At 63.6% G+C, this 20,317-nt stretch carries 18 protein-coding genes and 1 pseudogene; 12 read left to right on the forward strand and 7 right to left on the reverse strand.

Annotation, left to right across the window (positions count from 1 at the left end; translation table 11 throughout):
* The 3 genes and pseudogenes from PQR32_RS40540 to PQR32_RS40550 form a co-directional block, all read left to right on the forward strand.
* Positions 1–501: pseudogene (locus tag PQR32_RS40540) on the forward strand (MFS transporter); the annotation flags it as partial.
* A 123-nt stretch (positions 502–624) separates the two neighbouring features.
* Positions 625–1,116 (forward strand): nuclear transport factor 2 family protein, encoded by a 492-nt coding sequence (locus tag PQR32_RS40545; RefSeq protein ID WP_408241047.1) that lies wholly within the window; start codon positions 625–627, stop codon positions 1,114–1,116.
* Between the two features lie 92 nt (positions 1,117–1,208).
* Positions 1,209–2,087, forward strand: coding sequence for a 2OG-Fe(II) oxygenase (locus PQR32_RS40550; RefSeq protein ID WP_408241050.1), 879 nt, complete (start codon positions 1,209–1,211; stop codon positions 2,085–2,087).
* 12 nt (positions 2,088–2,099) lie between these two features.
* Here the strand turns inward: PQR32_RS40550 and PQR32_RS40555 are convergent, their stop codons facing one another.
* The 4 genes from PQR32_RS40555 to PQR32_RS40570 form a co-directional block, all read right to left on the reverse strand.
* Entirely contained in the window at positions 2,100–2,762 is a 663-nt protein-coding gene (locus tag PQR32_RS40555; protein WP_408241053.1) for a cation diffusion facilitator family transporter, read from the reverse strand.
* 279 nt (positions 2,763–3,041) lie between these two features.
* Positions 3,042–3,476, reverse strand: a complete 435-nt coding sequence (locus PQR32_RS40560; RefSeq protein ID WP_408241056.1) for a GNAT family N-acetyltransferase — start codon at positions 3,474–3,476, stop codon at positions 3,042–3,044.
* 37 nt (positions 3,477–3,513) lie between these two features.
* The gene (locus PQR32_RS40565) at positions 3,514–4,953 is read right to left on the reverse strand and encodes an MFS transporter (protein ID WP_408241059.1); all 1,440 of its coding nucleotides are present in this window, start codon (positions 4,951–4,953) and stop codon (positions 3,514–3,516) included.
* A gap of 470 nt (positions 4,954–5,423) precedes the next feature.
* Positions 5,424–6,305, reverse strand: a complete 882-nt coding sequence (locus PQR32_RS40570; RefSeq protein ID WP_408241062.1) for an isocitrate lyase/PEP mutase family protein — start codon at positions 6,303–6,305, stop codon at positions 5,424–5,426.
* Between the two features lie 203 nt (positions 6,306–6,508).
* Here PQR32_RS40570 and prpR point away from each other — a divergent pair, with 203 nt between their 5' ends.
* The 3 genes from prpR (at position 6,509) to ahpF (ending at position 10,938) form a co-directional block, all read left to right on the forward strand.
* Positions 6,509–8,491, forward strand: a complete 1,983-nt coding sequence (gene prpR / locus PQR32_RS40575) for a propionate catabolism operon regulatory protein PrpR (RefSeq protein ID WP_408241093.1) — start codon at positions 6,509–6,511, stop codon at positions 8,489–8,491.
* Positions 8,492–8,629: 138 nt separating this feature from the next.
* A complete protein-coding gene (ahpC, locus tag PQR32_RS40580) occupies positions 8,630–9,193 on the forward strand; it encodes an alkyl hydroperoxide reductase subunit C (RefSeq protein WP_054035375.1) in 564 nt (187 codons plus the stop codon).
* A gap of 152 nt (positions 9,194–9,345) precedes the next feature.
* Complete coding sequence (gene ahpF / locus PQR32_RS40585) at positions 9,346–10,938, forward strand: alkyl hydroperoxide reductase subunit F (RefSeq protein ID WP_408241066.1); 1,593 nt, start codon at positions 9,346–9,348, stop codon at positions 10,936–10,938.
* Between the two features lie 204 nt (positions 10,939–11,142).
* On the opposite strand, the gene PQR32_RS40590 is transcribed toward ahpF, so the two are convergent.
* Positions 11,143–11,556 carry a DoxX family protein gene (locus PQR32_RS40590; RefSeq protein ID WP_408241069.1) on the reverse strand — a complete coding sequence of 138 codons (414 nt, stop codon included), beginning with the start codon at positions 11,554–11,556 and terminating at the stop codon, positions 11,143–11,145.
* Between the two features lie 80 nt (positions 11,557–11,636).
* Positions 11,637–12,362, reverse strand: coding sequence for a pirin family protein (locus PQR32_RS40595; protein WP_408241072.1), 726 nt, complete (start codon positions 12,360–12,362; stop codon positions 11,637–11,639).
* Positions 12,363–12,493: 131 nt separating this feature from the next.
* Here PQR32_RS40595 and PQR32_RS40600 point away from each other — a divergent pair, with 131 nt between their 5' ends.
* On the forward strand, positions 12,494–13,381 hold the full coding sequence (locus PQR32_RS40600) for a LysR family transcriptional regulator (RefSeq protein WP_408241075.1): 888 nt from the start codon (positions 12,494–12,496) through the stop codon (positions 13,379–13,381).
* Here PQR32_RS40600 and PQR32_RS40605 read toward each other — a convergent pair.
* Positions 13,378–14,394 carry a 1-aminocyclopropane-1-carboxylate deaminase gene (locus PQR32_RS40605; RefSeq protein WP_408241078.1) on the reverse strand — a complete coding sequence of 339 codons (1,017 nt, stop codon included), beginning with the start codon at positions 14,392–14,394 and terminating at the stop codon, positions 13,378–13,380. The genes PQR32_RS40600 and PQR32_RS40605 overlap by 4 nt on opposite strands.
* 161 nt (positions 14,395–14,555) lie before the next feature.
* On the opposite strand from PQR32_RS40605, the gene PQR32_RS40610 reads away from it, so the two are divergent.
* From PQR32_RS40610 to katE, 5 genes are all read left to right on the forward strand, one after another.
* Positions 14,556–15,086 carry an Lrp/AsnC family transcriptional regulator gene (locus tag PQR32_RS40610; RefSeq protein ID WP_408241081.1) on the forward strand — a complete coding sequence of 177 codons (531 nt, stop codon included), beginning with the start codon at positions 14,556–14,558 and terminating at the stop codon, positions 15,084–15,086.
* A gap of 147 nt (positions 15,087–15,233) precedes the next feature.
* The gene (gene msrB, locus PQR32_RS40615) at positions 15,234–15,776 is read left to right on the forward strand and encodes a peptide-methionine (R)-S-oxide reductase MsrB (protein WP_408241084.1); all 543 of its coding nucleotides are present in this window, start codon (positions 15,234–15,236) and stop codon (positions 15,774–15,776) included.
* A 24-nt stretch (positions 15,777–15,800) separates the two neighbouring features.
* A complete protein-coding gene (gene msrA / locus PQR32_RS40620; protein ID WP_408241087.1) occupies positions 15,801–16,544 on the forward strand; it encodes a peptide-methionine (S)-S-oxide reductase MsrA in 744 nt (247 codons plus the stop codon).
* A 395-nt stretch (positions 16,545–16,939) separates the two neighbouring features.
* Positions 16,940–17,836: a MipA/OmpV family protein gene (locus PQR32_RS40625; protein ID WP_408241090.1), complete on the forward strand. Its 897-nt coding sequence runs from the start codon at positions 16,940–16,942 to the stop codon at positions 17,834–17,836.
* Between the two features lie 142 nt (positions 17,837–17,978).
* Positions 17,979–20,159 (forward strand): catalase HPII, encoded by a 2,181-nt coding sequence (katE, locus tag PQR32_RS40630; RefSeq protein WP_408241096.1) that lies wholly within the window; start codon positions 17,979–17,981, stop codon positions 20,157–20,159.
* The last annotated feature ends 158 nt before the right edge of the window (positions 20,160–20,317 follow it).

A 20,317-nucleotide genomic window follows, 5' to 3' on the forward strand; every position in this document is an offset into this window, starting at 1 on the left:
GGGGGGGGCGCGGGGGTCTGGGGGCGGGCCGCGCTCGGGATGATCGTGACGGGGCTTGGCGCCGGGGTTCTGAACGGCGACACGCAGAAGGCGATTATGGCCTGCGTGCCGCCGGATCGGACCGGTATGGCCTCCGGCATCAGCACGACGACGCGCTTCACTGCCATCGTGACCTCGGTCGGGGTGCTCGGCGCGGTGCTCGCGGCGCGCACCCACACGGCATTTCTCACAGCGACGCCGCTGACGCCCGCAGTGAAAACCGCGCTCGATGCCGGCTTCATGTCGCGCGTGCTGGCCGGCGATACGGCGCAGGCCACGGCTAGTTTGCCGGCCGCCGTACGCGTCACGCTGATGTCGGCTGCGCACGCGAGCTTTGCGAGCGGCTTTGCCGCCGCGTTGGGTCTGGCCGCCGCCATTGCGGTGTCGATTGCGGCCGGTGTGTGGTTGCTGGCCGGCAGAAGCGAGGGCGCGCGGATGCGTGGCGCGGCGTCGAACGGATAGGCACGCCGCAATGCCCGTTGGGCCCGGTTTTCCGATATCGTGTGCGGCGTGCCCGCCGTAGAATGATCGCCGGGCGCTTTTCCGGATCGACTTCAAAAACGGCCAACGCACAACATCAAAACAATGAGCCATCCCAACGCCAATACCAACACCGAACTGATCCAGCGTTTCTACACGGCGTTCCAGCAACGCGACGCCGAAACCATGGTGGCTTGTTACGCGGACGACGTCGTCTTCAGCGACCCTGCGTTCGGCCAGCTGCACGGCGAGGAAGCGCGCGACATGTGGCGCATGCTGGTGGCGCGCGCGCAGGACTTCTCGCTGACGTTCGAGGGCGTCGAAGCGAACGACCGTGGCGGCCGCGCCCACTGGGTGGCCAGTTATCTCTTCAGCCAGACGGGGCGCGCGGTGGTCAACCGCATCGACGCCCGTTTCGTGTTCCGCGATGGCCGCATCGTCGAGCATCGCGACAGCTTCGACTTGTGGAGCTGGACGCGTCAGGCGCTGGGCCTCAAAGGGACGCTGCTCGGCTGGTCACCGCTCGTGCAACGCGCCATCCGGACGCAGGCGAGAAAGGGCCTCGACCTCTACCGGCGCCGTCAACAGAGCACTTGAGCAGCGTGCCGCAGTCAGGCCTAAGACCGCCCGCTTGCTATCATTCAGCCACGTGATGCTGAATTTCTTCAAGCGGACTAATGAGGAATGCTATGCCAGTAGTGGATGCCGCATGGGAAGAGTGGCTGAGCAGCAACGTGGCGCGCGGCTGCAGTCCCGATTCGATGGTCGACGCCATGGTGCAGGCCGGTTTCGCCACCGGCGCCGCGCGCGCGGCCGTGCACAAAACCTTCGGCCTGAACCCGGCGAATCCGGCCTTTGCCGCGGCGGCCGCGACCGAGGCGGCGCTCGCCAAAGCCGCGCCACAAACTTACCAATACGACGACCCGCCCGTCGCGCGCGGCAATGTGATCCGGGCGCACGATCGTGACGTGCGTGTGCTGATGCGCTGCGAGCGTCCGCAAGTGATCGTGTTCGGCGACGTGTTGTCGCCGGACGAATGCGCGGAGATGATCGAGCGCTCGCGTCATCGGTTAAAGCGCTCCACCACGGTCAATCCCGATACCGGCAAGGAAGACGTGATCCGCAACCGCACCAGCGAAGGCATCTGGTATCAGCGCGGCGAAGATGCGTTTATCGAACGGATGGACCGGCGCATTTCGAGCCTGATGAACTGGCCGGTCGAAAACGGCGAAGGGTTGCAGATTCTGCACTACGGCACGACCGGCGAATACCGTCCGCATTTCGACTATTTCCCGCCCGATCAACCCGGCAGCGCGGTGCATACCGCGCAGGGCGGCCAGCGCGTCGCCACGCTGGTGATCTATCTGAACGACGTGCCTGACGGCGGCGAAACCATCTTCCCCGAAGCGGGCATGTCGGTCGCGGCAAGGCAGGGCGGCGCGGTGTATTTCCGCTATATGAACGGCCAGCGCCAGCTCGATCCGCTGACTTTGCACGGCGGCGCGCCGGTGCTCGGCGGCGACAAATGGATCATGACGAAGTGGATGCGCGAACGCGCTTACGGCTGACGCCAGCCGATTCTATTCAGCCGGCTGGCCGGCGGTGGCAGTCGCGTTGCCCGGCGAACCGGCGAACAGTTGCTTCAACGCGCCGCGACCGCTTGCATAGCCCATGCGCATGATCATCAGGCCAATCGCCGCGCCGGCGATGTGATCGAGCATCGGCATGCCGGCCAGACTGCCGGCGAGTCCCAACGTCGCCACCAGCGCCGACACCGCGTCGACGCGCGCATGCCATGCGCTGGCCAGCAGGATTGCTGAACCGGTGCGGGTGCCTTCGGCGCGCATATAGCGAAACAGCGCTTCCTTGGCGAGCATCACGAAGCCGCTCACGGCCAGCGCGCCGATATGCATCGCGGTGCCGCCGCTCAGCGTCGAGGTCTGCGCGATGCTGGTCCAGAGCATCTCGGCGGCGGTGATCATCAATACGGCGGCGATGAACAGCGCGACCAGCGCCTGCTCGATGCCGATGCCGGCGCTGTGGTCCACATCGTGCGGCTTCGCACGCTGGTGTCGCGTGGTGAGGTATAGCACGATCAGCACGACGCCGTCGGCAGCGAGGTCGCTCAAGGTGTGCACGCCGTCGGCAAAGAGCCCGTCTGAATGAGCCATGAGGCCGATGGCGATCTGCATCGCCGAAAGGAAAGCATTGAGCAGCGCGCTGGCGGAGGCGGCCTTAAACAAGGCAGCCGCCGTTCACGGAATCGCTGCGGGGCTCGCGCGCGAAATGCTGTGGCATGGGCTGGGGACGGTTTTGCTGTTTCTGCGGTTTCTGTTCCCGCAGCAAATTAACCGTCCAACGTGGCACGCCGATGACAGCGGCGCGAGGGTTCGCGGCGCCAGCGCGCCGTGGCCTGCCCCTTGCGATACGCTATCAGGTTCTTTCGTCCGGGCGTGTCACATGCCTGACGCGAGTTTGTGCTCGCCCTCAGTCGCTATTGTTGTACTTCGCGTGCGCCGTGCTCAAGTCGTTTTATAGACGTCAGGGTTGTGCACCTGCATGAAAAGCTCCGGATTCGCGAGCCCCTTGAAACCATGCGACGCATATACGTGATGCGCATCGGTCGTCGCCAGCATGATTCTTCGCAGGCCCTGCAGCGAGGGGCTGGCGAAGACCTGCTTCATCAACGCGGACGCGTATCCCTTGCCGCGATACTCCGGCAGCACGAACACGTCGCACAGGTAAGCGAAGGTTGCCTCGTCCGTGATCAGTCGGGCGAACGCGATCTGCTTGCCTTCGATATAGCCGCCGAAACACAGCGAGCCCGCGACGGCCCGCTCGAACGTCTCGCGCGGCATGCCCTTGGCCCACGGGGTTTCTCGCGACAGGAACGTGTAGACCATCTCGATGTCGAGATCGGCCTTGTCATTCGAAATCGTTAGTTCTTGTGCCTGCACCGCGTGTCTCCGCCCGTTTTGTCAAAGTGCTTCGCCGTCAACCCTTCGCCGGATCTTCGCTGCCGCGCGAACCGCCGCCGATGCTCTGACCGGCATCGCGTGCGAGACCCATGTAGCCGATCACGGATGCCAACGTCACCACGCCCGCGAACAGAAACGCGAGGCGGAAATCGTCGAGCGTGAAAACCCGGCCCGTGGTCTCGCCGTTGAAGAAGGCCGCCGCGCGCAGCGACACCGCGCCGAAGGCGATGCCCAAACCAATCGTCATCTGCGCGGCCGCGCTCCACAGCGTGCTCGCCGCGCTCATCTGCGGTTGCGCGACGTCGGCGTACGCGAGCGTGGCGAGCGTCGAGAATTGCATCGAACGCGCCACGCCGTAGATGAACACGACGAACAGCACCAGCGCGAGCGGCACGTTCGGGGTCAGCAATCCGCACGCGATGATGAACACGCCGGCCACCGTCACGTCGACGATCGACACCATGCGGAAACCGTAACGCTGCAGGATGCGCGTGGTCAGCGCCTTCATGCCGAGGTTGCCGAGCGCGCTTGCGAGCAGCAGCAGCCCTGACTTGAACGCCGACAAGCCGAAGCCAACCTGGAACAGCAGCGGCATCAGATAAGGCACCGCGCCGATGCCGATGCGCGTGAACGAGCCCGTCACTACCGTCACGGAGAAGGTCGGAATCTTCAGCGTCGAGACGTCGACGAGCGGATGCGGATGACGCTTCGCATGCTGGAACGCCACCACGCCCATCAGCAAACCGCCGACGATGATCGCGCCGGCGATCCACGGATTCTCGCCGGGCTGGCTCGCCAGCTCCGCGCCGTAGAGAATCGCCGTCAGCGTCGCGCCGCTCAGCAGCAGGCCGACCACGTCGAGCGGCTTGCGTTCGGTGCCGCGCAGGTTCGGCACCAGCGCTAGCGCAACGGCCATGGCCGCGAGGCCGAACGGCACGTTGAGCAGGAAGATCCAGCGCCACGACGCGTAGGTCGTGATGAAGCCGCCGATCGGCGGCCCGACCACCGGCGCGGCAATCGCCGGCCATGTGATGGTCGAGATCGCCTGCATCATGCGGCTCTTTTCGGTGCTGCGGACCACGATCAGGCGTCCGACCGGCACCATCATCGCGCCGCCTATGCCTTGCAGGAGACGCGCGGCGGTGAACTCGGTGACGTTCTGCGAGAGGCCGCACAGCACCGAAGCCACGGTGAACACGCCGATCGCGCTGAAGAACACCGTGCGCGAGCCGCAGCGGTCGGCGACCCAGCCGCTTGCCGGGATGAAGATCGCCAGCGCCAGCATGTAGGCCGTCATGCCGAGACTGAGGCTGTTGGGACCGACGCCGAACGAGTGCGCCATCTGCGGCAACGCCGTGGCGATCACCGTGGTGTCGAGGTACTCCATGAAGAAGGTGGCCGCGACGATATACGGCAGCCAGCCGATGTGCGCGTTGCGTGTGTTGCTGCCGCTCATTGCGCTGCTCCCGCCGCGCTGCCTGCAGTGTCGTGCATGCGCGTGTCAGCGCCGATGCAGAGCCGGCGCTTTGCGCGCGATGGTTTGGCCTTCATGTTCTTGCGACTACCTTTTGAGAACGTGTTTCCGGCATGCGGACGAGGCGGACGAGCGACGGGATCGCGGCCGCGGCCGTGGCGCGTCGGCCAGGACATCGAGGACGGCAAGCGAGCGCCAGCCCTGAATCCTAACGCAATAAATGGCGCCATACCGTCGACCACGGCAAGCGGCGCACGCGGCGTGCCTGCGGATCGGCACGCCGGCACGCCCGTCCGCAGGCCGAAAGCCCGCAGCGAAGCCCGAAGCCCGAAGCCCGAAGCCCCAGACCCTCAGGTCCGCATACCCGCATACCCGCATACCCGCATACCCGCATACCCGCACGCCGGCGTGCCCGTTTGCCCATGCAGTGAAAACATGGTCCTCTACGCCGCTCAGTCTTTCGCGGCGTACTCGCGGTCGAGCTTGTCGTACAGCGGCTTGTTGACGAGCCGCTGGCGTTCGCTGAACGGCGCGACCAGCGTGGCGTCCTCGTCGAGGCGGCCATTGCTCTTCAGCGTGCCGAGCGCGCGCTGCATGCCGAGCACCGCGCCCTGCAGCGCCGCGTTCGCATACAGCACGATGCCGTAGCCGAGCTTGGCGAGGGCTTCGCGCGATTGCACGGGCGTCTTGCCGCCGATCACGATATTGATCAGTTGCGGCTTGTCGAACAGCCCAGGCAGACGTTCGATGTCGGCGAGCGATTCGGTCGCTTCGATGAACAGGATGTCGGCACCGGCTTCGATGAAGCGATGGCCGCGCTCGATCGCGTCCTCGATGCCGTGCACCGCGGCCGCATCGGTGCGCGCCATGATCTGCAGATTGCCGTCTTCGCGGGCATCGACGGCCGCGCGGATCTTGCCGACCATCTCGCTCGCGCTGACCACTTCCTTGCCGGAGAAGTGGCCGCATTTCTTCGGCATGATCTGGTCTTCGAACTGGATCACGTCGGCGCCGCTGCGCTCGAGCACGCGCACCGTCTGGCGCACGTTCAGCGCGTTGCCGAAGCCGGTGTCGGCATCGACGATCAGCGGCAGCGCGACCGCGTCGCGAATCCGCGCCGTATGTTCGGCGACTTCGGCAAGGCCGATGAAGCCGAGGTCGGGCAGACCGAGCGACATATTGGTGACGCCTGCGCCGGTGATGTAGATCGCCTCGAAGCCGGCGTCCTCGATCACGCGGGCGCTCATCGCATTGAAGGCGCCGGGCACGAGCAGGCCCTGGCGTTCGTTGACTTTGGCGCGGAAGGCCGCGCGGCGGGTGACGGATGTGGTCATGACGGTGTGTCTCCTTTGACGAAAATCAGATATCGAGCCGGACGTATTTTTGCAGGAAGCGTGCCATTTCGCGGACTTGGCGGTTTGTCCCAAACAATCAGCAAGTTAGCCGGAAAGCGGCGGCGCAGCGGTTCGTGGCACAATGAGCACAACGTTCCATGAAACGTTTCATGGAACGTTTCAACGTAAACCGGAGTGCCGCGGTGTCCACTTTCACGTCGTCTCTTGCGAATCCCGATCCCGGCCGCCCGGGCATTGCATTGGTGAGTATCAGCCGGTTGCAGTCGCTTTGCGAGACCGTCGCGCCGCGCTACGCCGGGCGCGCGAAAATCTTCTCGGTCCGGGAAGGCTACGGCGCGGCCGTCACCGCCTTGCAGGCCTACGTGGACGCAGGCTCCGTCGACGTCGTGCTGGCCGCCGGCTCGAATGGCGCCTACCTGCGCGACAACCTGAACGTACCGGTGGTGATGGTCAAGGTGAACGGCTTCGACGTGCTGAGCGCGATCACCCGCGCCACGACCACGTGGCCGAACGCGCAGATCGGCCTCGTACTGCACGAAACGATCTCGCACGAACTGGCCGACCTGAACGCGTGGCTGAAAGTCAGTCTGAAACAGCGCGCCTACCGTTCGATCGATGAAGTGCGGCTCGCGGTCGACAGCCTCGCCGCCGAAGGCTGCAGCGTCATCATCGGGCCCGGCATGGCTTGCGATTTCGCCCAGCAGGCTGGCCTCGCGAGCGTTTTCCTGTACTCGCTCGGCGCGGTCGAAGAAGCATTCGAGCGCTCGGTCGAACTGGCACGCGTGAGCCGCCAGAAGGAATCGAAGCGCGTGCGCCTGAACACGATCGTGGCGCATCTGCGCGACGGCGTCGCCGCTTTCGACGACGCCGGCCAGGTCGAAGCCGTCAACCCGGCCATGCTCGATCTGCTGGGTCTCGATCGCGAGCAGGACGTGCCCGCGCAGGTCGAGCGCGCGGTCGGGCCGCTGCTGCGTGAGACGCTCGAGCATGACCTGCCGATCGAGGAGCGTATCGAGCAGATCGGCGGCCGCGCGCTGATCGTCAATTGCGTGCCGATCGTGGAGCAGGGCGTGCGCTCCGGCTCCGTGGTGACCTTGCAGGACGCGCTGGTCGCGCAGCGGATCGACAGGTCGCTGCGCACCAGCCAGCGGCCGAAGCATCTGGTCGCGCGGCATCAACTGGACGATCTGATCGGCAACTCGGCGGCGCTCGAGCGCGTGCGGCGGCTGGCGCGCGCGGGCGCCGCGCACGACGCCACCGTGCTCCTGAGCGGTGAAAGCGGCACCGGCAAGGAACTGGTCGCGCAAGGCATCCATAATGCGAGCCGGCGGCGCGGCAATCCGTTCGTCGCGTTCAACTGCGCGGCGTTGCCGGAAGGGCTGATCGAAAGCGAGCTGTTCGGCCACGAGGAAGGCGCGTTCACGGGCGCGCGGCGTGGCGGCAAGCCGGGGCTGTTCGAAATCGCCCACACGGGGACGATCTTCCTCGACGAAATCGGCGAGATGCCGGCGGCGCTGCAAAGCCGTCTGCTGCGGGTCCTGCAGGAGCGCGAGGTGATGAAGCTCGGCTCGGGGCGCGCCACGCCGGTCGACGTGCGGGTGATCGCCGCCACTCACCGGGATCTGCACGCGCTCGTCGAACAGGGCGCGTTTCGCGCGGATTTGTATTTTCGTCTGAACCTGCTTCAGATAGAATTGCCGGCGCTGCGCAAACGGCGCGACGATATCCCGCAACTGGCGCGGCACTTGTTGAGCCGCAGTGCGCTCCAATATGGGTTGTCGGAGACCGCGCTCGAGCGGGTGCTGGCGTTTCTCGCGCCCCTGTTCGAGCAGTACGCGTGGCCCGGTAATGTGCGGGAACTGGAAAATCTGCTGACGCGCGCCGCAATCTATCTCGGCGACGCAGCAGGCGTTGCCGGTCAGGATTGGCAGGCGGTGTTCCCGGAGTTTGGCCGCATGAAGCAGGCGGCGGCCGTCAAGGCGAGCGCAAACGGGACAGGCAATACAAACGGCGCGAATGCCGCCGCTGAAACCGCCCCAAACCGCATCAGCCCGACCCGCGAGGACGTTCTCCGCGCCCTCGAACAGGCTGGTGGCAACCGCGCCGCGGCGAGCCGGGCGCTGGGAATCGGCCGTACCACCCTCTGGCGGTTTCTGAAGGACTGATCCCCAGCGTCATAGCCACGAGTAGCGCGGTAAATAGTGTCAGACTATCGGCATCATTAAAACACTCCGCTTTACCTATTAAGCGTCGTCTGACATACTGACTCCACTTTCCAACCACTTCGAAAGAGGACTCAGTAAATGCCGATCATCAACAGTCAAGTCAAACCGTTTAAGGCGCAGGCGTATCACAATGGCGATTTCCAGACCGTCACTGAAGAAAGCCTGAAGGGCAAGTGGTCGGTTTTCGTTTTCTACCCGGCTGACTTCACCTTCGTGTGCCCGACCGAACTGGGCGACCTGGCCGATCGTTACGCCGAATTCAAGAAGCTCGGCGTCGAGATCTACAGCGTGTCGACCGATACGCACTTCACGCACAAGGCATGGCACGACACGTCGGACACGATCCAGAAGATCAAGTACCCGATGATCGCTGACCCGACGCTGGCAATCTCGCGCAACTTCGACGTGCTGATCGAAGAAGAAGGTCTGGCACTGCGCGGCACGTTCGTGATCAACCCGGAAGGCGAAATCAAGCTGGCCGAAATTCACGACAACGGCATCGGCCGTGACGCTGGCGAGCTGCTGCGCAAGGTGCAAGCTGCGCAATACATCGCGGCTCACCCGGGTGAAGTGTGCCCCGCCAAGTGGACGCCGGGCGCAGAAACGCTGACCCCGTCGCTCGACCTGATCGGCAAGATCTAAGGTCTCACGACCTTTCGCAGTCGGCGCCTCGCGGCGCATTACCGTGCGGACCGCTTTTTACAGCGGTTCGCACGTCCCCGGGCCGCACCTGTCCTATCCGGATGCGTGCGGCGCCGGGAACCCAACACCCATCGTCACGGAATCGAATAGCCATGCTTGATGCCAATCTCAAGACTCAGTTGAAAACGTACCTCGAAAAGGTTAGCAGGCCTATCGAGATCGTCGCGTCGCTCGACGACAGCGCGAAATCGCAAGAGCTGCTGGCATTGCTGAACGATATCGCGACGTTGTCGGAGCGCGTCAACGTGATCGAGCGTCGCGGCGACGCCGAACGCAAGCCGTCGTTCTCGATTGGCGAGCCGGGCAAGGACACGGGCATCCGTTTCGCCGGCATTCCGATGGGTCATGAATTCACGTCGCTCGTCCTCGCGCTGTTGCAGGTTGGCGGCCATCCGGTCAAGCTCGAAGACGCCGTGATCGAACAGATCCGCAACCTCGACGGCGACTATCAATTCGAAACGTATTTCTCGCTGTCATGCCAGAACTGCCCGGAAGTCGTCCAGGCACTGAACGTGATGGCGCTGATCAACCCGCGCATCCGTCACGTCGCGATCGACGGCGCGCTGTTCCAGAACGAAGTCGAAGCGCGCCAGATCATGGCGGTACCGACCATGTTCATGAACGGCGAAGTGTTCGGCCAGGGCCGCAGCGGCGTGAAGGAAATCCTTGCGAAGCTCGACACCAACGCCGGTGCGCGTGCCGCGAAGGAACTGGAAAGGAAGCCGGTGTTCGACACGCTGATCGTCGGCGGCGGCCCTGCGGGCGCAGCCGCGGCGATTTACTCGGCGCGCAAGGGTATCGCGACGGGCGTGGTGGCGGAACGCTTCGGCGGCCAGGTGTTGGACACGCTGGCGATCGAAAACTTCGTCTCCGTGACGGAAACCGAAGGACCGAAGTTCGCCACGGCGCTCGAGCAGCACGTGAAGAGCTACGAAGTCGACATCATGGACGTGCAGCGTGCTGAAGCGCTGGTCCCGGGCCGCATCAACGAGGTGCGTCTGGCGAACGGCGCGGTGCTCAAGGCCAAGACCGTCATTCTGGCGACGGGCGCGCGGTGGCGCGAAATCAACGTGCCGGGCGAGCGCGAGTACCGCAATCACGGCGTGGCGTACTGCCCGCATTGCGATGGTCCGCTGTTCAAGGGCAAGCGCGTCGCGGTGATCGGCGGCGGCAATTCCGGTGTCGAAGCGGCCATCGATCTGGCGGGTATCGTGCGTGAAGTGACGCTGTTCGAGTTCGGCGCTACGTTGCGTGCCGACGAAGTGCTGCAACGCAAGCTGCGCAGCCTCGCGAACGTCACTATCGTCACGCAGGCCCAGACCACGGAAATCACCGGCGACGGCAAGAAGGTCAACGGTCTGGTCTACAAGGATCTGCGTTCGGGCGAAGTGAAGCAGATCGAACTGGAAGGCGTGTTCGTGCAGATAGGCCTCGTGCCGAATACGGAATGGCTCAAGGGCACGGTCGAGTTGTCGAAGCACGGCGAGATCGTCGTCGATGCGCGCGGCGCGACGTCGGTGCCGGGCGTATTCGCCGCTGGCGACGTGACCACGGTGCCGTTCAAGCAGATCGTGATCGCCGTGGGCGAAGGCGCGAAGGCCTCGCTCTCCGCGTTCGATCATCTGATCCGCAATAGTGAAGAAGTGGAAGTGGTTGGAGAAGCAGAGGCTGAAGTCGTGGCCTGATGCGGTGTGTGAGTAGTGGACGGCGGCCTTCGGGCCGCCGTTTTTGTTTGCGGTTGCAATGCGGACTGGCCGAATATCCGCCCGGCCATTCGCGAGCCCGTTCTCGCGCGGTTCGCGGGCTAGCGTGAACCGCGCAATACGAGAAAAAAGCCGCGCGGCATCAACCGGGCGGCTTTCTTTTGGGCGTGCCGTAAGACAGCAGATTCAACGCCGGTCGATCGAATACTTCCCAGCGCCCGTCACACACAACAGCAATAATCCGCCGATGATGCTGATGTTCTTGTAGAAGTGAATCATATTGTCGTACTGCACCGCACCGGTCATGTTCCAGTAATGGTGGCCGATAAAGGCGGTACCGAGCGTATACACCGCGAGCAGCAAGGCAAGCGGCCGCGTAAAGAAACCGACCAGCAGCGCGATGCCCACGACAAACTCCATCACCACGGCGATCACCGCCGACAACTCGGGCACCGGCGCGCCGCTCGACGTCATATAAGCCACGGCGCCGGAAAAACCGGTGAGCTTCGACCAGCCGAACATGACGAACAGCACCATCAACAGGATGCGGGCAACGAGGATGACCGCGTCTTTCTGGTTTTCAAACAGCGTATAGCGCATGATTTTTTCTCAACGGGGTAGGAAGAGTGCGGGCTCGCCAGAATGTCTGCGGCGAGCCCGCACCTGGTTCATTCAGCCGCTTAAGCCCACAACTCCGACATTTCGATGTCGCGCAAGTCGAACACCAGGACTTCCGCGTCGTGGCCTTGCGTGAAGGTCAGCGCTTCTTCGCCGCGTACACGCGCACCGTCGCCTTCCTTGAACTCGACGCCGTTCACGCTCACGCTGCCGCGCGCCACGTGGACATACGCATAGCGATTGCTGGCCAGTTCGAGCCGCGCCGTTTCATCGCCGTCGAAGAGACCGGCATAGACCCGCGCGTCCTGTTGCAGCACCAGCGAATCGTCCGCACCATCCGGCGAGAGCACGAGGCGCAACTCACCGCGCTTCTGGTCCGCGCCGAAATGACGTTGCTGATAACGCGGCGCCGTACCCTTTTGCCCCGGCGCGATCCAGATTTGCAGGAAGTGCACCGGGTCGCTCTTCGAATGATTGTATTCGCTGTGCGCGACGCCGGTTCCCGCGCTCATCAACTGGATGTCGCCAGGCACGATCACCGAGCCGGTGCCCATCGTGTCCTTGTGTTCCAGCGCGCCTTCCAGCACGTACGAAAAGATCTCCATGTCGCGGTGCGGGTGCTTGCCGAAGCCTTGCGCCGGCGCGACACGGTCGTCGTTGATCACGAGCAGGTCGGAGAAGCCGTTCTGCTTCGGATCGTGATAGTTAGCGAAGGAAAACGTATGACGCGAGCTGAGCCAGCCGTGCTCCGCGCGGCCGCGTTGATTGGCGTGTCTGATTTCAAGCATCTTTTTTCTCCTTGGGTTGTGCGATCCGGCCAGATGTTTGTCCGCGATCCATGAATGACAGTGTAAGTCAATCCGGATGGGTATAATCGCCATGAAACCGGAAACACTGTCAATGTGGGGTGGACAATACGATGCAGCTCGATGACATGCGGATCTTCGTGGCCACGGTCGACGCGCATAACTTCACGGCGGCCGCCAACCGGCTCTCGCTCTCGAAGCAGTTCGTCAGCCGTCGGGTGATGGCGCTGGAAGAAACGCTCGGCGTGCAATTGCTGATCCGCAACACGCGCAAGCTGGCGGTGACCGACCTCGGGCAGGAGTTTTACGAGCGCGCCAAACGCATCCTCGGTGAAGTGGAAGATGCCGAGCAGGCCATGTCGCTGCGCCGCACCGGGCCGCGCGGGCTGTTACGCGTGAGCGCGCCGATGTCGTTCGGCATGACGCATCTGTCGCCGCTCGTGGCGATGTTCCTGCGCGAGCACGGCGACGTGCGCTTCGAGATGGAATTGAGCGACCGCACCGTGGACGTGGTCGGCGAGGGCTTCGATATGGCGATCCGGATCGGCACCTTGCCGGATTCCACGCTGATCGGGCAGAAGCTCGTGGATATCCGGATGGTGGCCTGCTGCAGTCCCGGTTATTTGCGGCGTCGTGGCGCGCCTAAGGTGCCCGGGGATCTGGAGCGCCATTCGTGCCTGTTGTATGGCCACGGCGGCGCCGTGAGTTGGGAGTTTGTCGTCGATGGCGTAACGAAGGGCGTCGAGGTCCACGGTCCATTGCGCGCCAACAATGGCGAACTGGTGCGCGACGCGGCCGTCGCGGGGCTGGGGATCGTTCGGCTTCCTGATTTTATCGTCGCCGATGCGCTCAAAAGCGGTCAGCTCGTGCCGGTGCTCGAAGCATTCCTGCCGACCGCCACGAGCGTCTACGCGGTTTATCCGCAGCACAGGCAGAGCTCCCTCACGATCCGGGCGTTCGTGGAATTCCTGAGGGAGCACCTGAGGAAGCGGCTGGTTTAGCCGTTGCGGAAAATAAAGCTGTAGCCGTTCAACGCCGGCACGCCGCCGAGGTGCGCATACAGCACGCGCGAACCATCGGGGAATTCGCCGTTGCGGACCATCTCGATCATGCCGTGCATGGATTTGCCCTCGTAGACGGGGTCGGTCAGCACCCCCTCGAGGCGGGCGCACAAGCGGATCGCTTCAAGCGTGCCTTCGTTCGGCAAACCGTACTCCGGGCCACCGAAGCGCTCGTCGAGCACCACGTCCTTGCTCGTAATATCGCGTCCCAGGCCGACCTGTTCCGCGGTTTGCTTCGCGATGCGGGTGATCTGCTCGCGCGTCTGCGCAGGCTTCGCCGAAGCGTCGATACCGATCACACGCTCGGCCCGGCCGTCATCGGCGAAACCCACCACCATGCCGGCCTGCGTGCTGCCGGTCACGGAACACACCACGATGTAGTCGAACTTGAAGCCCAATTCCGCCTCCTGCTGGCGAACTTCCTCTGCGAAACCGACGAAACCGAGGCCGCCTAGCGGATGGTCGGAGCAACCGGCCGGAATCGCATACGGCTTGCCGCCGGCGGCCCGCACGCTTTCCAGCGCTTCTTCCCAGCTCTTGCGAAAGCCGATGTCGAAGCCGTCGGCGACGAGGCGCACGTCGGCGCCGAGAATGCGCGACATCTGGATGTTGCCGACCCGGTCGTAGACGGCGTCCGAGTAGTTCACCCAGTTCTCCTGCACCAGCACGCACTTCATGCCCAGATGCGCCGCCACGGCCGCCACCTGGCGCGTCTGGTTCGACTGGATCCCGCCGATCGACACCAGCGTGTCGCAGCCCTGCGCAAGCGCTTCGGGGATCAGGTATTCGAGCTTGCGGGTCTTGTTGCCGCCGAAGGCAAAGCCGCTGTTGCAGTCTTCGCGCTTTGCATACAGATGCACCTTGCCGCCGAGGTGGTCGCTCAGTCGCTTGAGCGGCTGGATCGGCGTCGGCCCAAAGGTCAGCGGGTAACGAGGGAATCGTTGCAGGTTCATGGCAGCTCCGTGGTCGGTAGGTGAGACGCGAACGGCATCCGGTCGCGTTAAACAGATGGTAGGGAAGTCCGCTGGAAATGAGCTTGCGAAAAAATTGGCTTCGGCATACTTTTGAAAAGCAAGAACCATAATCGGATTAAGAAAGGAACGTATAGGTACTCATGGACGCAACAAAAATTCGTAGAACGCCGACCGCGGTGGCGGCCGCTGCCGCCGTCCCGGTCGATCCGCTGCAGGCGCTCGACCGCATCGATCGCGCGATCCTGCGGCAGCTGCAAACCGACGCGTCGATTTCAAACGTCGCGCTCGCGGCGAAGGTCAAGCTGAGCGCGCCGGCGTGTTTGCGGCGCGTGGAGCGGCTGAAAGAGTCCGGGCTGATCAAAGGGGTCGTTGCATTGATCGACCCGAAGGCGGCGGGGGCCGGGATGCTGGTGATCATCGGCGTGGTGCTGGATCGCTCCACGCCGGAGTCGTTCGCCGAGTTCGAGAAAGCGGCGCAGAAGGTGGCCGGCTGCATGGAGTGCCACGTGGTGACCGGCGAATTCGACTATTTCATGACGATCCGCACGCGGGACAGCGACAGCTTCAATCGCCTGCACGCGGAGCAGTTGCTCTATTTGCCGGGCGTCCGGCAGATCCGCTCGTTCATGGTGCTCAAGGAGATCCTTTCGACCACCCGCTTTCCGCTGTAATCCCCGTTGCGGTTGCCACCGTCGCGCAAAAAGACGCGCATGCTGTCATTTATCCCGCTCTCGTGCGACCAAGCATCGGGACCACTCGCGGGCGGCGGGACAAGCGCCGCAACGGGTGCACGGTACGGACTTTCGGGAGCGATCATCATGGCTTGCAGCAGACGGATATTCTTCAGGTTAATCGGCGCGATGTCCCTGGCGGGCGGCGCCTCGATGTGGCGCACGACGCGCGCGGCGCAGCCGGTGCAAGGGGCACAAGCGGCACAACCGCCAAACGGCAACGCGGCAGCCGCCTACGAGGTCGTGCACAGCGACACCGAATGGCGCAAACTGCTGACCGACGCGCAATACCGCGTACTGCGCGAGGCGGGCACGGAACGCCCCTTCAGCAGCGCGTTGAACGACGAACACCGCGCGGGCACGTTTGCATGCGCCGGCTGCAAACTGCCGCTTTTTTCGTCGAAGACCAAGTTCGACAGCGGCACCGGCTGGCCGAGCTTCTGGCAGCCGCTCGACCATGCGGTCATCACGCATACCGACAAATCGTTCGGCATGACACGCGACGAAGTGCTATGCCGGCGCTGCGGCGGCCATCTCGGCCACGTGTTCGACGACGGCCCCAAGCCGACCGGCCTGCGCTATTGCATGAACGGTCTGGCGATGACATTTACGCCCGCATCGGGCGCATGATCTGAGCGAATCAGGATGGACCTCATGAACTTCGACAAACGCATTGACGGCAGGCCGGCCCGCTCGCGCATGGCGGCGATTTCACTCTCGGTCGGATTCGGCGCGCTCGCGTTGCTGCTGGCGCAACGCATGGCGTTCTCATCGGAGGCCGCAGTCGTGATCGCGCCACCGGCGCTCGACGAACCGGTGTCGGCCACGACCGCGCACGAAGAAACGGCGGTGTTCGCGGGCGGCTGCTTCTGGGGCGTGCAGGGCGTGTTCCAGCATGTGCGCGGCGTCACGAAGGCAGTCTCGGGGTATTCAGGCGGCCAGCGCGACACCGCGCAGTACGAAACGGTCAGCGGCGGCGAGACCGGGCACGCGGAATCGGTGCAGGTCACGTTCGACCCGACCAAGGTCACTTACGGCCAGTTGCTGCAGGTTTATTTCTCCGTGATTCAGGATCCCACCCAATTGAACCGCCAGGGGCCGGACAGCGGCACGCAATACCGCTCAGCGGTATTTCCGCTGAACGACACGCAGCGGCGCGTCGCGCAAAGCTATATCGCGCAACTCGACAAGGCGCGCGCGTTCCCGGCGCCGATCGTCACGAAGACGGAGCCCTTCAAGGGCTTTTATCCGGCCGAGTCGTATCACCAGAACTACCTGACGCTGCATCCCAACTCCGCGTATATCGCGATCAACGACATGCCGAAGGTCGCCAACCTGAAGCGCCTGTTCCCGAATCTGTATCGCGACAAGCCGGTGCTGGTCGAGGCATCGCAGTAGGCCGCGCGCGTGCCCGGCGTCGCATGGCGCGGCGCCGGCCGTGTCTTTTTCACCGCATCCGCAGACCTGCGTTTCGTCGTCGTTGTGGCCGCGCGGCGCATTCGCGTCTTCTTTGTCTTCAGGCAATCCGAGCCCGCTCTCCAGCGACTAGGCCCGCATTTTGCACAAGTGCGTCCGTCGGCAAATTTTTCGTACCGGTCTATTCAGACAAATGCCCGGGTTGACGGGCTCCCGATCGGTACGAGTCGCGTATTTGCCGAGCGGTGCGTGTCATTCGCTGAAAAAATTACATGCCGTAAGTAGCAACGTGGCGGTCGCCCGGGTGCTTTTTATGCCTTGCGGACCCGGGGCGAGAACATAACCCTCTTCGCGATACGCGAGATCGGAGGCTTCTGGTGTTGAACAGCCGTAGAAAGCGGGGCGGCAAGCTCCGCAATAAACAAACAAGCATCGCGGCAACTTCCCTGGTCGCCGTGACCATCGGCGGCGTCGCCGTCCTACCGGACTCGGCCTCGGCCCAAACGCCTTCGCCGCTGGGCGAATGGCAATACTCGGTCGGCATTCCGCTGCAGAAGATGTGGCAGCCGGATATTCCGGACTGGCAGGTGCGCCTCGGCGCGGCGACGTCGTTCCAGCCACGCTATGAAGGCTCCGACCGGTATCACCTGCTGGCCGGCCCGAGCGTCGACGTGCGCTACAAGGATCTGTTTTTCTTCTCGAGCGGCGAGGGTCTCGGCGTCAACTTCGCGCAAGGCGAGAACTGGCGCGCGAGCCTTGCCGCCATCTACGATCTCGGACGCCGCGGCCATGACGACCCGCAGGAGTTGAACGGTCTCGGCAACATCAACTTCGCGCCGGGCGTCAAACTGTCCGGTGAGTATGTGATCTCGAAGGATTTCCCACTGGTGCTGCGTGCCGACGTCAGGCGCTATTTCGGCGGCTCGAATGGGTGGACCGGCGATTTAGGCGCGTATTTGCCGATGCCGGGCAGCACCAAGCAATTTTTCTGGTTCGCCGGGCCGAATGTGACGCTCGCGGACTCCACTTACATGAATAGCTGGTTCGGCGTGAATCAGACTCAGGCGGCGAATTCGAAGTACTCGCAGTATCACGCGAGCGCGGGCTTCAAGTCGGTGGGCTTCGGCATCAGCGCAGTGTGGCTGTTCGACAAGCACTGGTTCGCCACCGCGGACGGCGCCTTCGAACAACTGGTAGGCAGCGCGGGCAATAGTCCGGTCACGCACCGCAAGGCCAATGGCGTAGCCGATATTTCGATCAACTACCGCTTCTGATCGCGCGCTTCCGCGCTTCCATGAGATCGCCGGCGGCGCGCAATCGCAGCGCGCCGCATCGTTCGTCCCGCGTGGCTCGTACATCGGCAATCATGCGGTGCGATCGAGCCCGCGCGGGTACAACGCTTGCTCCCTTGTTTCGGTGCGTCAGACCGGATTTCCCCACCGGCACGCCCCCGAACGCAAGGAGCAGATTCTCATGGCAGGTAAAACGAATACGCAAAAGCCCGCAGCGAAGAACGCGCAGGCGAATAGTCCGCAATCGGATCCGAAGTCGAAGGATCTCGAACAGTTTCGAGTCAGTCCAGAAGGCCAGGCGCTGAGAACCAATCAGGGCGTCAAGATCTCCGACAATCAGAACACCCTGCGCGCGGGCCCGCGCGGCCCTTCGTTGCTCGAAGACTTCATCATGCGTGAAAAGATCACGCACTTCGACCACGAACGCATTCCCGAGCGCATCGTGCATGCGCGCGGCTCGGCGGCGCACGGCGTGTTTCAGGTGTACGAGTCGATGAAGGAGTACACCAAGGCCGCGTTCCTGCAGGATCCCGCCGTCCAGACACCGGTCTATGTGCGTTTTTCCACGGTGCAGGGCCCGCGCGGTTCCGCCGACACGGTGCGTGACGTGCGGGGCTTTGCCGTGAAGTTTTATACGCAGGAAGGGAATTACGATCTGGTCGGCAACAACATGCCGGTGTTCTTCATTCAGGACGCGATCAAGTTTCCCGACTTCGTGCATGCGGTCAAACCGGAAGCGCCGAACGAAATGCCGACCGGCGGCTCCGCGCACGACACCTTCTGGGACTTCGTCTCACTGGTGCCCGAATCGGCGCATATGGTGCTGTGGACCATGTCGGACCGCGCGATTCCGCGGAGTCTGCGCACCATGGAAGGCTTCGGCATTCACACGTTCCGTTTCGTCAACGCGCAAGGCAAAGGACGCTTCGTCAAATTCCACTGGCGCCCGGTGCTGGGCTCGTATTCGCTGCTGTGGGACGAAGCGCAGAAACTGGCCGGCAAGGATCCGGATTTCCATCGGCGCGATCTGTGGGAGTCGATCGAACGCGGCGATTTCCCCGAGTTCGAACTTGGCGTGCAGATCATAGAAGAAGCTGACGAGCACAAATTCGATTTCGACCTGCTCGATCCGACCAAGCTGATTCCGGAGGAACTCGTGCCGGTCAAGATCATCGGCAAGATGACGCTCAATCGCAATCCGGACAACTTCTTCGCCGAGACCGAACAGGTGGCGTTCCATCCGGGCCATATCGTGCCGGGTATCGATTTCTCGAACGACCCGTTATTGCAGGGCCGTTTGTTCTCGTACACGGATACGCAGATCAGCCGGCTGGGCGGCCCGAACTTCCACGAAATTCCGATCAACCGGCCGGTCTGCCCGTTCAATAACAACCAGCGCGACGCGATGCACCGCCAGGCGATCAATGTCGGCCAGGCCTCGTACGAGCCGAATTCGGTGAGCGGTGGCTGGCCGAAGGAAACCGATCCGGCGCCGTCCGACGGCGGCTTCGAAAGCTATCAGGAGCGCGTGGAAGGCACCAAGATCCGCGTGCGCAGCGAGTCGTTCGCCGATCATTTCTCGCAGGCCGCGCTGTTCTACAACAGCATGTCCCAGCCTGAGAAAGACCATATCGCCGCGGCGTATCAGTTCGAACTCGGCAAGGTGACGAAGCCGGAGATTCGTGCGCGCGTGGTGAACGAGATTCTCGCCAACTTCGATGCGGGACTCGCGGCGCAGGTTGCCGAGGGACTGGGTTTGCCGGCGCCGAAGAAAGGCACGGCGAAGCTGACCGGTTCGAAGGAATCCCCGGCGCTGAGCTTGCTTAACCGGGTGCGGCCGGGCATCAAGACCCGCAAGATCGCGTTGCTGGCCGCGCCGGGTTCCGATGGCGCCGCCATCAAGAAGCTGCAGCAGGCGCTGCAAGGCGAAGGCGCGGCGCCCATGCTGATCGCGCCGACACTTGCCGCGATCGACGGCATGGCGCCGGACGGCACGATAGCCGGCTTGCCGTCGATCATGTTCGACGCGGTGATCGTGGTAGGCGGCGAGAAGGGCGCGAAGACGCTCGCGCAATCGGGCGACGCGCGGCATTTCGTGCTCGAGGCGTTCAAGCATCTGAAGGCGATTGCGGCTATCGGCGCGGGACGTGACGTGCTGACTGCCGCGCATTTGCCGGACCATGCCGACGGCGTCGCAACCGGCGACGACAAGCAGGCCGCCGACGTGCTGAAGGCTTTCATCAAGGCGGCTGAGCAGCATCGCGTGTGGTCGCGTGCGAAGCAGGCTGAGACAGTGCCGGCTTAAGCGTCACAAGAGTCGTTAGTAAAACCTGGCCGGTTTGCATCGGCCAGGTTTTTTTCATGGTTGCAGCATTAAGGATTCACCCGCGTGCCATGCAGCCGATGCGTATTCTTCGGCGCGGGGGGGGGGCGGGCCCCCGCCCCCCCCCCCCCCCCCCCCCC

Origin of the sequence: Paraburkholderia dipogonis (assembly GCF_046027395.1) — a bacterium.
Classification (GTDB): Bacteria; Pseudomonadota; Gammaproteobacteria; order Burkholderiales; family Burkholderiaceae; genus Paraburkholderia; species Paraburkholderia dipogonis_A.